This is a genomic window from Janibacter melonis (genome assembly GCF_003721155.3).
Classification (GTDB): domain Bacteria; phylum Actinomycetota; class Actinomycetes; order Actinomycetales; family Dermatophilaceae; genus Marihabitans; species Marihabitans melonis.
Genome location: NZ_CP044548.2, coordinates 2748649 through 2761896 on the forward strand (window position 1 = coordinate 2748649; position 13248 = coordinate 2761896).

Annotated in this window: 11 protein-coding genes; 5 read left to right on the forward strand and 6 right to left on the reverse strand. The window is 74.4% G+C overall.

Going from position 1 to position 13248, the window contains the following annotated elements:
• Positions 1-62 precede the first annotated feature (62 nt).
• The 6 genes from EEW87_RS13180 to EEW87_RS13205 form a co-directional block, all read right to left on the reverse strand.
• Positions 63-1049, reverse strand: a complete 987-nt coding sequence (locus tag EEW87_RS13180) for an alpha/beta hydrolase (RefSeq protein WP_123092621.1) — start codon at positions 1047-1049, stop codon at positions 63-65.
• A gap of 2 nt (positions 1050-1051) precedes the next feature.
• Positions 1052-2071 (reverse strand): 1-acyl-sn-glycerol-3-phosphate acyltransferase, encoded by a 1020-nt coding sequence (locus EEW87_RS13185; RefSeq protein WP_123092620.1) that lies wholly within the window; start codon positions 2069-2071, stop codon positions 1052-1054.
• Complete coding sequence (locus EEW87_RS13190; RefSeq protein ID WP_123092619.1) at positions 2068-2886, reverse strand: patatin-like phospholipase family protein; 819 nt, start codon at positions 2884-2886, stop codon at positions 2068-2070. Before EEW87_RS13190 ends, EEW87_RS13185 begins: the two co-directional genes overlap by 4 nt.
• Positions 2883-3914: a transglutaminase family protein gene (locus EEW87_RS13195; RefSeq protein ID WP_229300174.1), complete on the reverse strand. Its 1032-nt coding sequence runs from the start codon at positions 3912-3914 to the stop codon at positions 2883-2885. Before EEW87_RS13195 ends, EEW87_RS13190 begins: the two co-directional genes overlap by 4 nt.
• Positions 3911-6517, reverse strand: a complete 2607-nt coding sequence (locus EEW87_RS13200) for a circularly permuted type 2 ATP-grasp protein (protein WP_123092618.1) — start codon at positions 6515-6517, stop codon at positions 3911-3913. The genes EEW87_RS13195 and EEW87_RS13200 overlap by 4 nt, the downstream gene beginning before the upstream one ends.
• A 208-nt stretch (positions 6518-6725) precedes the next feature.
• Positions 6726-7412, reverse strand: coding sequence for a DUF4352 domain-containing protein (locus EEW87_RS13205; protein ID WP_205473732.1), 687 nt, complete (start codon positions 7410-7412; stop codon positions 6726-6728).
• 137 nt (positions 7413-7549) lie between these two features.
• On the opposite strand from EEW87_RS13205, the gene EEW87_RS13210 reads away from it, so the two are divergent.
• From EEW87_RS13210 to EEW87_RS13230, 5 genes are all read left to right on the forward strand, one after another.
• A complete protein-coding gene (locus EEW87_RS13210; RefSeq protein ID WP_123092617.1) occupies positions 7550-8809 on the forward strand; it encodes a sensor histidine kinase in 1260 nt (419 codons plus the stop codon).
• Positions 8806-9474, forward strand: a complete 669-nt coding sequence (locus tag EEW87_RS13215) for a response regulator (protein WP_123092737.1) — start codon at positions 8806-8808, stop codon at positions 9472-9474. The genes EEW87_RS13210 and EEW87_RS13215 overlap by 4 nt, the downstream gene beginning before the upstream one ends.
• A 112-nt stretch (positions 9475-9586) precedes the next feature.
• Positions 9587-10207, forward strand: coding sequence for a winged helix-turn-helix domain-containing protein (locus EEW87_RS13220; protein ID WP_163562456.1), 621 nt, complete (start codon positions 9587-9589; stop codon positions 10205-10207).
• On the forward strand, positions 10204-11505 hold the full coding sequence (locus EEW87_RS13225; RefSeq protein WP_123092615.1) for an MFS transporter: 1302 nt from the start codon (positions 10204-10206) through the stop codon (positions 11503-11505). Before EEW87_RS13220 ends, EEW87_RS13225 begins: the two co-directional genes overlap by 4 nt.
• 206 nt (positions 11506-11711) lie before the next feature.
• Positions 11712-13190, forward strand: a complete 1479-nt coding sequence (locus EEW87_RS13230; protein WP_123092614.1) for a DEAD/DEAH box helicase — start codon at positions 11712-11714, stop codon at positions 13188-13190.
• Positions 13191-13248: the final 58 nt, after the last annotated feature.

Sequence of the window (13248 nt, forward strand, 5' to 3'; positions counted from 1 at the left end):
CTACCGGACATGGCCCGCTCAGCCCGCGTCGTCGTCCAGTCAATCCGAGCCGGTTCGAGGCGTCAGTCTCGAAGGCGGAGGACCTGCCGCCCGAAGGCTGCCGTCTCGGCGAGGCACTCGCGGGCCTCGGGCGAGGCGGTGTCGTTCTGGAAGGCGTGCCACATGCCCTCCCACAGCGCGAGCTCGACGTCGCCGCCGCTCGCGCGCAGGCTGCGCTGCAGGCGCACCGCGTCGGAGAGGAAGAGGTCCCGCGTGCCGGACGTGAGCAGCGTCGGCGGCACGGGCGGCTCGCCCCACACCTGGTGCACCGGCGAGACGAAGGGGTCGTCGGCGCCGGTCCGCCCGCGGTAGGCGCGCGCGAAGCGCTCCTGCTGGCCCGACCACCGCACGTAGGCGTCGCGCCCCTCGTTGCCGCTGTAGGAGTCGCCGTGACCGGCGAGATCGGCGAAGGGGGTCGCGGCGAGCACCCCGACCGGTTGCGGGCTGCCGGCGGCGCGCAGCCGGGCGAGGACGCCGAGGGCGAGGTTGGCCCCGGCGGACAGCCCGGCGAGCAGGACCCGCGGGCCCCACTGCGCGACGTGGGCCTCGTAGGCGGCGACGCACGCGTCGAGCCCGGCGGGGAAGGGGTGCTCCGGGGCGAGCGGGTACTCGACGGAGACGACGGGCACCTCGAGGTCGTGCGCGAGCTGCACGGCCGAGCCGTCGAGGGCCGAGCCCCAGCAGAAGCCGCCGCCGTGGACCCAGAAGACCCACGGCTCGTCCTCGCCGGCTTCCCGGGCCCGCTCCGGGACGGCCGGGGTCATGACGAGCGAGCGGACCGTGGAGCCCCCGCTCGTCACGGCGACCTGCGAGGCGGTGACGTCGACCCCGAGCCGACGCGCGATCGCCGTCACCGCCTCCTGGCGCTCGCGGGCGCCGCGGCGGCGCAGCACGGCGGTGACGCGCGGGGTGAGCGGCCACCGGTGCGGGGTGCTGTCGGCGCGGTGCGCCACCTCGGCGGCCTCCGGCGAGATCGTCATCGGCAGCGGCAGGTCCCGGCGGCGCAGCATGCTCACGATCCTCGCAGCCCGGGCCGGCGGTGGCTCTCCACCCAGGCGTCGACCTCGGTCCAGCGCTCGTCGAGCCAGGTGGCGACCTCGTCGGGGTCGCGCGGCACGTCGCCCGCCGGGTAGGTCGTCGTGCGCACGACGAGACCCTCGGTGGGGCCGAAGGGGATGCCCCGCCAGATGTCGCCCGGCGAGTCGAAGAGCTCGAGCCCGGTGTGAGCGACGACGACGACGTCGGCGTCGGGTCGGGCCTCGAGGATGGCCTGCACCCCGCGCTGGCGGGGCGGGAGCACCCAGCGCCAGCGGGCCGCCTGCTCGGCGCGCTCGTGCTCGCCCTCGGCGCGCAGGCCCTCGACCCCGGCCTGCTGGCGGTGCATCGTCCAGTTGCGCCCCTCGGGGAAGATGAGCAGGGCGTCCCGGGGGGCCAGGCCGCGGGCGAGGTCGGCCACCCCCTTCGTCCGGTCGTCGCCGGCCCCGGAGCGCGACGGCACGAAGTACGCGCGCAGCCGGCGCAGGACGAGCGCCAGGCCCGGGTCCCACAGCAGGCCCGCGGCGAGGACGACACGGGGCACCCGGCGGGCCTTCGCCGCGATGATCCACGCGAGGGCGAGGGAGTCTGCGGGGCCGGCGTGCCGCGAGAGGACGACCGCCGGGCGGGTGGGGTCGCCGAGGTCGATCTCGCCGTCGGCGACGACGTGGAAGGAGACGACGCGCTGCGCGGTGCGGAAGAAGTTCTCCAGCGCGTGCGCGACGAGCTGCTCGTGATGGGCGATCCAGTCCTCGCCCCGGTCGACGGGAGAGCGCACCCGCAGCCACATGCACTGCACGAGGATGCTCACGTCCTCCCACATGAAGTACACGGCGAGGAAGACGACGCGCGCCAGACGCATACGACGGTCGAGCGGCCACAGCAGCACGCCGAGGGCGATGAGCGGCAGCGCGGCCACCGTGACGAGGACGGCGAGCGGCGGGTAGACGAAGCGCAGGACGACCTGCAGCCAGTACGGCGGGGGACCGATCTTCATGCGTGCAGGGCGAGGTGGTCGGTCGTCGCCTCGTAGGCGGCGGTGATGCGGTCGGACACCCGCTCGCCACGTCCGACGCTCAGGGTCGCCAGGGCGGGGGAGCGCTCGACCCCGCTGGGCAGCACGTGCAGCTCGACGTCCTCGGGGACCGTCGCGATCTCCTCGACGAAGCGATGCCGGCGGGCGATCTCGAAGGCGACCATGCCGACGTCCCACGGGGTCGCCGGCACGCTGAGGGGCTGCTCGACCCGGCCGACGTGGAGCACGAAGATCCGGTCCGCGCCGAGCTCGAGCGCCCGGCCGACGGGGATCGAGTGGACGAGGCCGCCGTCGAGGTAGTGCAGCCCGCCGATCTCGACCGGCGCGAAGAGCCCGGGCACCGCGCAGCTCGCGGCGACCGCGGGGGCGATCTCGCCGGCGGTGAACCAGTGCGAGCGGGCCGACTCGATCTCGGCGGCGACGCACTGGAAGGGCACGGGCAGGTCCTCGATGAGCTCGGTCTCGAGGTACTGCGTGACGAGACGCGGGATCGTGCCCGGCGACATGACGTGGGTGCCGCTGCGGGCCAGGCGGGCGGCCTGGCGCACGGGCGACTCGCGCAGCGCACCCGAGCGCACGACGTCGACCCACAGCTCCTCGAGCCGGGCGACGGTCGCGCTGCTGGGGTCGGCGGCGACGAAGGCGCCGTTGATCGAGCCGATGCTCGACCCGACGACGAGATCGGGGGTGATGCCGTGCTCGAGCAGCGCGCGCAGCATGCCGACCTCGGTCGCGCCGAGCACGCCGCCACCTCCGAGGACGAAGGCGGTGGTCATCGGGCCTCCTGGGGACGGGGCGGACGGGGGTGGACGCGGGGGTCGGGGCGGTCCTGACGGATGACGTCGACGGCGACGTCGAGCGTGCTGCCGCGGCCCTCGGTGAAGATCACGCCCTTGAGCGGCGAGACGTCGCGGAAGTCGCGGCCCCACCCGGTGACGACGTACCGGCTGTCGGCGAAGTGGTCGTTCGTCGGGTCGAGGTCGACCCAGCCGCCGTCGGGGGTCATCGCCGAGACCCACGCGTGGGTGGCGTCCGAGCCGGCGAGCTTGGTCTTGCCCGGCGGGGGCATCGTCTCGATGTAGCCCGAGACGTACCGCGCGGGGATGCCGACGACCCGCAGGCAGCCGACGGCGAGGTGGGCGAAGTCCTGGCACACCCCTTCGCGCTGGGCGAGGAGCTCGGGCAGGGTCGTCTTGACGCTCGTCGTCCCCTTCGCGTACCGGAAGTCGCGGTAGATCTGCGAGTACAGCGCGACGAGGGCCTGGCCGAGCGGGCGGTCCTCGGGCAGGACCTGCCGGGCGTAGGTCTCCACCTCGTCGGTGAGGTCGACGAGCTGGCTGGGCAGGACGTACTGGGTCGCCTCGACGAGGTCGAGGGTCGGGGGCGAAGGGGGATCCCCCACCCCCTCCTCGGTCGTGTGCTCCCGGATCCCGCCCGCGGCGATGATCTCGGCCGCCTCGCCGACGCTCCACCCGTCGAGCCGGGCGAGGTCCGGGGCGGGCCACTCGACCTCGACGACCGAGCGCTTGAGCACCGACAGCGTCGTGTGGGGGGTGCGCACCTCGTAGAAGTGGCTGAGGTTGCCGAAGTGGTCGACGTGCTCGGAGAGGACGTGGGGCTCGGGGGTGATCTCGACGGTGTGCTCGAGGACGCGCTGGTGCGCGGTCTCGCGCGGGGCGAGCATGGCCCGGCCGAAGGAGTCGGTGACGTACTCGGCGTACTGGTACTCCGTGCGGTGGGTCACCTCGTAGGGCCGGCGCGAGTGGTGCTCGGGGTCCGGCACGGGGTGGGGGACGGTGCTCACCAGGCCACCCCGTCGGTCCACGAGACGGTCTGGACGGTGTGCTGCGTGGCCTTGCGCACGAAGTAGCGCTCGACGACGCGGTCGTGCTCGGCGCGCAGCGCCGCGTCGAGGCGGTCGAGCTCGGAGACGAGTCCCGCCCGGTCGTCGCGCATGAGCTGGGGCAGGTCGAGACCGGCGATGTGCTCGGCGAGGGCTCGGGTGGCCTCGACGACGGCGTCGTCGCCGACGAGGTCGAGGGCCTCGGTGAGCCGCTCGACCTGGAAGACGACGGAGCGCGGGTTGATGCGGTCGCGCAGGAGCAGGTCGAGCGCGGACTCGGTCGCCGACAGCGGCCCCAGCCCGGCGGCGAGGCGGCGGCGGTAGGTGATGACGGACTCGGCGGCGGTGAGGGCGGACTCGCTGACCGCGCCCTCGACGAGCGGGGTGCGCACGACGGCGAGGGTGCGGCGCAGCAGACGGATCGTCTGCTGGGCGCGCTCCATCCGCTTGCCGGCCTCGGTGAAGGCCCAGGCCGGGTCGCGCACGGTGGACTCGACGGAGATCCCGGAGAGCGCGAGGAAGGCCTCGATGCTCTCCATGAGGATCTCCTGCAGGTCGTCCTCGGGCCGGACGTGCGCGAGCGTGTGCTCGAGGCGGCTCATGACGAGCCAGGTGTCCTGCGAGAGCTGCTCGCGCACGGCCTGGGCGGCGACGACCGCGCGCCGCGCGCTGCAGCTCACCGAGCCCGACAGGCGGGGGTCGAGGACGAGGTCGCGCAGGTGGGGCAGGGGGTCGACGAGGCGCTCGTCGCTGCCCGCGCCGACGAAGCCGGGGCGGGTCGAGGTGATCTCGGTGACCGCCCGGAGCACGGCGACCATCGCCGCGTGACCGGTCGTGCCGGGACGCTGGGCGTGGTCGTCGACGAGGTTGTCGGCGACCCGCAGCACGCGGGCCGCGCACTCGGCGCGCTCGGCGTAGCGGCCGAGCCAGTAGAGGTCGGAGGCGACGCGCGGCGCCGGGGCGACGAAGGCCTCGGCGTGGTCGACGGCCGGGCTGGGCACGAGCTCGGGCAGCACCCCGTCGTCGCGGGTGACGGAGGGGATGTCGCCGGCGAGCACCCACACGTCCTTGCTCGGCGCGCCGCGGCCCGAGGAGACGTCGGCGGAGTCGCGCTCGACGCTCAGCCGGCCCAGGCCGCCGGGCATGACGAGGTAGTCCTCGTCGTCGGCGACGGCGAAGGTCCGCAGCACGACGTTGCGCGGGTCGAGCCCCTGCGGCGTGACGACCGGCGCGCTCGACATCGACACCGGGTCCTGCGCGGTCCAGCGCCAGGGCTCGTCCTCGATGCGCGCGGCGAGGGCCTCGCGCTGGGCCTGGTCGAGGTCCCACCCGCGGATCGCGTCGCTGCCGGCGAAGCGGTGGATGGGGCGGATGACGAGGCTCGAGAGATGGGCGAGCACGTGCTGGCGGTGCGTGTCCTCGCCGGCCCACCAGGTGCGCGGCGAGTGCAGGATCTGCTCCTCGCCGAGGACACGTCGGCACACCGTCGGCAGGTAGGGGATGAGCGCGGGGTTCTCGAGCAGGCCCGCGCTCAGCGGGTTGACGACGGAGACGTTGCCGAGCCGGGCGGCCTCGACCATGCCGGGCAGGCCGAGCCGGGACTCGGGGCGCAGCTCGAGCTGGTCGCACCAGTCCGCGTCGACGCGGCGGATGACGACGTCGACCGGGGCCAGCCCGCTCGTCGTGCGCATCCAGATCCGGCCGTCGCGCGAGACGAGGTCCTCGGACTCGACGAGGGGGAAGCCGAGGAGCATGGCCTGGAAGGCCTGGTCGAAGGCGGTCTCGGACAGGGTGCCCGGGCTGAGGATGACGACGCGGGGGCTGTCCTGCGTGCGCGGCGCCACCTGGCGGACCGCGCGCTGGACGCCGTAGAAGAAGCCGCGCAGCCGCGACAGGTCGCTCGCCCGGTGCAGGTCGGGCATGACGCGGGCGACGATGCGTCGGTTCGCCATCGCGTACCCGGCGCCGCTCGGGGCCTGCGCGCGGTCGGCGAAGACGCGCCATGTGCCCTCGCGGTCCCGGGCGAGGTCGGTCGCCGGCAGCACGAGCTGGTGGGCCCCGGGCAGCGTGATGCCCTCGGCCTGCGGCAGCCAGCCCCCGTGCCCGTAGACCACCTGGCCGGGGATCGTGCCGTCCCGCACGAGCCGCTGCTCGCCGGTGAGGTCGGTGAGCACGGCGTCGAGCAGATGGGCACGCTGGCGCACGCCACGCTCGAGCTGGGCCCACTCCTCGGTGCCGATGACGAGCGGCAGCGGGTCGACCGTCCACGGGGCCCCGGTCTGCGGCGTCCCCGACGGTGGTGGTGCGGCTCCCTGCTCCTGGCCCCGGGTGCCGTAGGTGATGCCGTCGTCGGCGACGAAGCGCTCGGTCTCGCGCTGCCGGGCGAGCAGGCCGGGCAGCCCGAGCCGCTCGATCGTCGCGACGAGCGCGTCGGTGTGGGGTCGGGTGCCGTCGACCGTGAGGGTCTCGTCGACGCCGTCGAGATGCTCCTCGACCCGCCGACGGTAGGCGTCGAGGACCTGGGTGCCGTCGGCCGTGGGGCCAGGATCGGCGACGGCGGTCATGCGGCGACCTTACGCGGACGGCGCGGTGAGGTGACGCTCAGCGGTGGGGACCCCCCCTTCGGCACCCGGACGTCGAGCCAGACGAGACGGTGGTCGGAGGCTGGGAAGGGGTAGCCCCCTTCGCCCGGGCCGTCATGGCCGACGACCCGCGAGGACCACGTGGCGCCCCCCGTCCCCCCGGTGGGACGCCACGTGGCCGGCTTCGGGGTCAGCGCAGGGAGACCGTCACGCCGTCCGAGAACATCGAGTCGTGCAGCTCGATCGAGGCGGGCGTCGCGCCCTTGGGCATGTCGAAGACCATCGTCCCGGTGGCGGTGTTGCCCGGGTTGACGTCGGTGAGCCACACGTCGGAGTTGCCCTCGATCGAGATCGCGGCCGAGCTGTTGGCCTCGAAGGTGCGCCCCTGGGTGTCGATGATCTTCTGCTCGGAGTCGAACATCGTCTGGGCCTCCTCGCCGATGTTCGTCACCGAGATCTCGACGAGGACGAACTGGCCCTGCGCCTTCTCCTGGAGGAAGTCGTCGCCGACCGAGGCGACACCGGGCTCGACGCTCTTGACGACGAACTCGAACTTCCCGTCCCGGGCGGCGTCGCCGATGCCGGGGCCGGAGGCCTTCGTCGCCGCGGCCTTCTTCTTCGAGCCCTTCGTCGGGGTCGTCGAGCGGCCGTCGGTCGGTCGTGAGGTGCTCGACCCCGCCTCGGTGGTCGGGGAGGTCGACGAGCCGCCCTCGGCGAGGACCGCGGCGCCGCCGCCGCAGCAGGCGAGCAGGAGGGCGCCGCTGGCGAGGACGACGGTCAGGCCCTTGTGGCGCGAGACCCAGCCGCGCTGCGGCGGCGGGGCCGGGGCGTAGGTCGGCTGCCACTGCGGCTGCGAGGGGTCGTGGGGCTGGGTCATGGGGTGCCTCCTGGCGGTCCGGGGTGATGGCCTCATCGGATCGCGAAGGGGGAGCCCGCCACCTCCGCCGAGCGGCTCGACCGGGGTCCGCCGATCGGGGGAGGGCGGCTGTCGCCGGGGCGCCCTACTCTCACGCCATGACCGTCGCCGCCGCCCCGGACCGCCGCGCTCGCGCGTGGTGGTCGGCGTCGGCGCGCTCGGCAGCAGCTCTTGCCGGGTGGTGGCTGCTGGGGATCCTCACGCTGGCGATGGCCCTGCTCACCACCGACGCACGTCGCGCGCCCGGTCTCCCGACGACGCACGACACGCCGGCGACCCCGCTGGGCATGCTGAGCTTCTTCGTCGGTCTGGCGCTGCTCGTGCTCCTCGTGTGGCGGGTGCGCCTGGCCCTGCCGCTCGCGGTGGGCGGGTCGCTCTTCGCGGCGATCGCCCCCTTCGACCCGTTGGTGGCGCTCGTCGCCGGTCTGCATGTCGTGCGCCGTCAGCGGACCGCCGTCGCGGTGCCGGTGGCGGCTCTCGTCACCGTCTGCACCGTCGTGGTCACGTGGCGTGACCTGCAGGGCCGCAACAGCTATGAGTCGGCCTGGCGGGGGCTCGTCGTCGACACGACGACGGCCGAGGCCGCGGTGGACCGAGGTGCGGCGCCGTGGTGGGTCCCGGTGACGATCGGGCTCGTCGTGAGCGCGATCTTCCTCGGGGCCGGTGCCGTGCGCCGGGTGCTCGAGCGCAGCGCCGGCGAGGTGACGCATCAGCGCGCCGTCGCCGCGGACCTCGGCGACCGGCTCGCCGCGCAGGACGAGCGCGAGCGGATCGCCCGCGAGGTCCACGACGTCATCGGCCACCGGCTCTCCGTCGTGTCCCTGCACGCGGCCGCCCTCGAGGCCCACGCGCCCGACGGCGAGCTCGGGCGCTCGGCGAGCCTCGTGCGCGAGGCTGCCGGCCGCACCGCGGAGGACCTGCGCTCGCTCGTGTCCGTGCTGCGCGACGGCACATCCGACATCACCTCGCAGGTGCCGGGCATCGCCGACGTGGAGGGACTCGTCGACGACGCCGTCGCGCACGGCATGACCGTCGTCGCGACGATCAGCCTGCACGACGGCGACCACCTCGACGTGCAGACCAGCCAGACCTCCTACCGCGTCGTGCAGGAGATGCTCACCAACGCCCGGCGGCACGCCCCGACCCACGGGGTGCGTCTCGTCGTGCGGGCCCGCAGCGCCGACGGCGTGCTGCTCGAGGCGGCCAACCACGTCCCGCAGGGGCGCGAGGTGCACCCCGGCGCCGGGCTCACCGGCATGCGCGAGCGGGTCGAGCTGCTGGGCGGCGAGCTGCGGCTGCTCGTCGAGGAGGACGTCCTGCGCGTCGTCGTGCACCTGCCGTGGCGGTGGCAGTCATGACGGTGCCGGTCAGCCCGGTCCGGGTGCTCCTGTGCGACGACGACCCCCTCGTGCGCTCCGGCCTGCGCCTCATCCTCGCCGCAGCCCCCGACATCGACGTCGTCGCCGAGGCGGGGTCGGGCGAGGAGGCCGTCGAGCTGTCCCTGGCGCACTACCCCGACGTCGTCCTCATGGACCTGCGGATGCCGGGCATCGGCGGCATCGAGGCGACCCGGCGCCTGCGCGCCCTCGCCCGGCCCCCTCGGGTGCTCGTCCTGACCACCTTCGACGTCGACGAGGTGCCGGTGCGCGCGCTCGTCGCCGGGGCCGACGGCTTCCTGCTCAAGACCGCGTCCGAGCAGATCGCCGGCGCCATCCGCGCCGTCGCATCGGGCGCCGGCGCCTTCTCGCCCGAGACCTCGCGGCGGCTCACAGCCCACATCCGGGCCGGCGGCGCACCGCGCCAGGCCGAGGCCCGCCGGCTCGTCGCCGAGCTGAGCCCGCGAGAGCGCGAGGTCGTCCGTCTCGTCGGCGACGGCCGCTCCAACCCCGAGATCGCGCGAGCGCTCTTCATCGGCGAGGCGACGGTCAAGACCCACCTCGCCGCCGCGCAGGTCAAGCTCGGCGTCACCGGGCGGACCCAGGTCGCCGTGCTCGCGGAGCGGGCGGGTCTGCTCCCGCCCTGATGCCCGAATCCGCCGACCGCTCTGCCGACGTGGTGGCTGGCGGAGGGCTGGCTTGCAGCACGACTGCAAAGATCTGTTTGCAGAGATATCTGTGTAGTTGTACGGTCGTCGTGTGCCCAGCTCGACGACGCCCGATCCGACCCAGCTCAAGGCCCTGACCCACCCCCTTCGCCTACGGCTCCTCGCCCTGCTGCGGTCGGACGGCCCGGCGACCGCGACCAGCCTCGCGACCCGGCTGGGCATCAACACCGGCGCGACGAGCTATCACCTGCGCCAGCTCGCCGAGCACGGCTTCATCGCCGAGGACGAGCAGCGGGGGAACGGGCGCGACCGCTGGTGGCGGGCCGCGGCGGCGTGGACGAGCGTGCAGGAGAGCCCCGAGGCCGACGAGGCCGAGCGCGACACCCACGACGCCTTCTGGCAGGCCGCGCTCACCCAGCAGGTCCGGGTCCTCCAGGACGCGATCGCCGCGCGGTCGGCGCTGTCGCCGCAGTGGCGGCAGCTGACGACGAGCAGCGACGTCGCCGTCTGGGCGACGCCGGAGCAGGCGCAGGAGGTCTCGCGGCGCGTGCACGAGCTCTTCGAGCACCTCGCGACCCTCCCGCTCGTCGGCGACGAGCGCCCCCCGGGCACCCGTCCGCTCGGCGTCCAGGTGCACAGCTACGTCGTGCCCGACCACGACCACCCCGCGCCGGAGGACGTCGAGCCCGACGGGGAGCAGGACCTGCGATGAGCCCCACCCGCGTCTACTACGTGCTGACCTTCACCCGGTGGTTCCCCACCGGCTTCGTCGTCGGGCTCTTCGTCCTCTGGGCGCTCGACCTCGGTCTCGGCACGGCGCAGGCGATGAGCGCGCTGGCGGCCATCGGGCTCGTCGTCGCCCTCCTCGAGCTGCCGACGAGCGGCTTCACCGACGTCTTCGGGCGTCGCCCCGTCTATGTCGCCGCCGCGGTCGTGCAGATCGCCGCCGCCGCGGCCTACCTCACGGCGAGCTCGTGGGGCACCTACCTCCTTGCCGGCGCCCTCATGGGCGTCTTCCGCGCGCTGGAGTCGGGCCCGCTCGAGGCGTGGTTCGTCGACGCCGTCCACGAGCGCACGCCCGGTGCCGACGTCGACCAGCCGCTCGCCCGTGCGGGCTCGATCATCGGCGCGAGCATGGCGGCGAGCTCGCTGCTGTCCGGCGGCCTCGTCGCGTGGCACCCGATGGAGGGCCGGTCCGCGCTCGAGCTGCCGATGGCGCTCTTCGCGGTCCTCACCGTCGGGCACCTCGTCGCCGTCCTCGCCCTCATGCGCGAGGTCCCGCACCTGCACACCGACGCCGCCACCCCGGATCTGGCCGAGGCCGTCGAGCAGACCTCCGCCGGGCCGCTCGGTCGGGCCCTGGCCTCGGCGAAGGCCGCTCCGGCCGTCGTCGTCAGCGGTCTGCGCCTCGTCGCGACGAGCGCGGTGCTGCGCGGTCTCGTCCTCGCGAGCGGTCTCACCTCGGTCGTCATGGTGGTGCAGGAGACCTTCATGCCGATCCGGCTCGCGGAGCTCGTCGGCGGCCTCGACACGGCAGGCGCGCTCATGGGCCCGGTCGCGGCCGTCGGGTGGGGTGCCTTCTCGCTGGGTGCCGTCGCTGCGGGGCGGGTCTCGCGCCGCATCGGCGTCGCCCGCACGGCGCTGCTCGGCCGGGCTGCCCACTGCGTCGGCGCTCTCGTCATGGGCGTCGTCCTCGGACCGGTCGCCCTCGTCGCCGCCTACCTGCTCACCTACGGCGTCTTCGGCAGCGGCGTCATGCACCGTGCCCTGCTGCACCGCGAGGCGAGCGCCAGCAACCGGGCGACCGTCCTGTCGATCGACTCGATGGTCTCCTTCTTCGCCTTCGCCGTCGTCTCCCCGTCGCTGGGGCTGCTCGCCGAGCGCACCTCGACCCAGGCCGCGGTCGTCACCGCTGCCCTCGTCGGGCTCGTCGCCCTCGTCGGCTACCTGCCCGCCCTCCGGGCGGAGCGCGTCCGGGGCGATTCGTCACCGGCCGCCGCGGCCGCATAGACTGGTTGCAACGGCCCGCCCAGTTCTGCTGCGGACCACCGCACCTGATCGCTCATCTGACGCCGATCGGTGCCGGCACCACGACGGTGCCCCGGAGAGACCTCCTGGACCTGCCTCGCAGGGCCGACGTCTGTTCGCCGATGCGCCGCGGCACCCTGCCGCGCCGGGCAGGACGACCACCACCACAGATGTGGAGCACCACCCGTATGACTCAGCCTGCACAGGCCCAGGGCTTCGCCGACCTCGGCGTGCCCACCCCCTTCGTCACCGTCCTCGCCGACCGCGGGATCACGGTGCCGACCCCCATCCAGGCCGCGACGCTGCCCGACTCGCTCGCGGGTCGCGACGTCCTCGGCCGTGGCCGGACCGGCTCCGGCAAGACCTTCGCCTTCCTCCTGCCGCTCGTCACCCGGCTCACCGAGGAGCCGCGCCGCCCGGCCTCGCGCCGCCCCCGCGCGCTGATCCTCGCCCCCACCCGTGAGCTCGTCTCGCAGATCGAGGAGTCCTTCCTCGACCTGACGAAGGGGACGAAGCTCACCAGCCGCACCGTCTTCGGCGGCGTCGGCCAGGGCCCGCAGGTCGAGGCCATGCGTCGCGGCGTCGACGTCGTCATCGCCTGCCCCGGCCGTCTCGAGGACCTCATGGGCCAGGGCCACGTCATCCTCGACGACATCGAGGTGACGATCCTCGACGAGGCCGACCACATGGCCGACCTCGGCTTCCTGCCCGGCGTGAAGCGGATCCTCGACAAGACCCCCCGCGACGGCCAGCGCATGCTCTTCAGCGCCACCCTCGACGCGGGCGTCGACGTCCTCGTCAAGCGCTACCTCCAGCAGCCGGTGACCCACGAGGCCGACTCGGCGCAGTCGCCGGTCCTCACGATGGAGCACCACGTGCTCGCCGTGAGCCCCGACACCCACCTGCCCGTGCTCGTCGACCTCGTCGCCGCGCCCGGCCGCACGGTCGTCTTCACCCGCACCAAGCACCGTGCGAAGAAGATCGCCCGTCAGCTCAACGCCGAGGGCGTGCCCGCGGTCGAGCTCCACGGCAACCTCAGCCAGGGCGCCCGCACGCGGACGATGACGGCCTTCCACTCCGGCACGGCGAGCACCCTCGTCGCGACCGACATCGCCGCCCGCGGCATCCACGTCGACGACGTCTCGCTCGTCGTGCACGCCGACCCGCCGGTCGAGCACAAGGCGTACCTGCACCGCTCGGGCCGCACCGCCCGCGCCGGCAGCAAGGGCACCGTCATCACACTCATGACCCCCGACCAGCGCCGTGACGTCCGCGACCTCATGCGCAAGGCCGGCATCACCGCGACGACCCACCAGGTCTCCGCCGGGCACCCCGTCCTGTCCGAGCTCGCCCCCGGCGAGCGCAGCTACCCCGGCGGCTTCGTCGCCGAGGTGCCCGCCTCGGGCGGCGCGAAGGGGGGCCGCTCCGGTGGTCGCTCCACGGGCTCGGCCTCGGGCGGTGGCCGCTCCGGCGGTCGTCCCGCGGGCGGTCGCTCCGGTGGTGGCCGCGGTGGCCAGACCTCGGGTCGCTCCGGTGGCCAGGGCTCCGGCCGCTCCGGCGGTCAGGGCGGCGGTCGCCCCGGCGGCAGCCGTGGCCCGCGCTCGGCGTCCTCCGCCGGTGGCAGCGTCACCCGTTTCTCGACGAGCACCCGCGCCGGCAGCCGCTGACGCACCCGCTCCTGACGAAGGCCCCCGCACCGATCCGGTGCGGGGGCCTTCGTCGTGC

Excerpts from the sequence above, each read along its gene's own strand:
- EEW87_RS13210 (WP_123092617.1), top strand. The coding sequence starts at position 7,550 with ATGACCGTCGCCGCCGCCCCGGACCGCCGCGCTCGCGCGTGGTGGTCG.
- EEW87_RS13190 (WP_123092619.1), bottom strand. The coding sequence starts at position 2,886 with ATGACCACCGCCTTCGTCCTCGGAGGTGGCGGCGTGCTCGGCGCGACC.
- EEW87_RS13180 (WP_123092621.1), bottom strand. The coding sequence starts at position 1,049 with ATGCTGCGCCGCCGGGACCTGCCGCTGCCGATGACGATCTCGCCGGAG.
- EEW87_RS13230 (WP_123092614.1), top strand. The coding sequence starts at position 11,712 with ATGACTCAGCCTGCACAGGCCCAGGGCTTCGCCGACCTCGGCGTGCCC.
- EEW87_RS13200 (WP_123092618.1), bottom strand. The coding sequence starts at position 6,517 with ATGACCGCCGTCGCCGATCCTGGCCCCACGGCCGACGGCACCCAGGTC.
- EEW87_RS13205 (WP_205473732.1), bottom strand. The coding sequence starts at position 7,412 with ATGACCCAGCCCCACGACCCCTCGCAGCCGCAGTGGCAGCCGACCTAC.
- EEW87_RS13185 (WP_123092620.1), bottom strand. The coding sequence starts at position 2,071 with ATGAAGATCGGTCCCCCGCCGTACTGGCTGCAGGTCGTCCTGCGCTTC.
- EEW87_RS13225 (WP_123092615.1), top strand. The coding sequence starts at position 10,204 with ATGAGCCCCACCCGCGTCTACTACGTGCTGACCTTCACCCGGTGGTTC.
- EEW87_RS13215 (WP_123092737.1), top strand. The coding sequence starts at position 8,806 with ATGACGGTGCCGGTCAGCCCGGTCCGGGTGCTCCTGTGCGACGACGAC.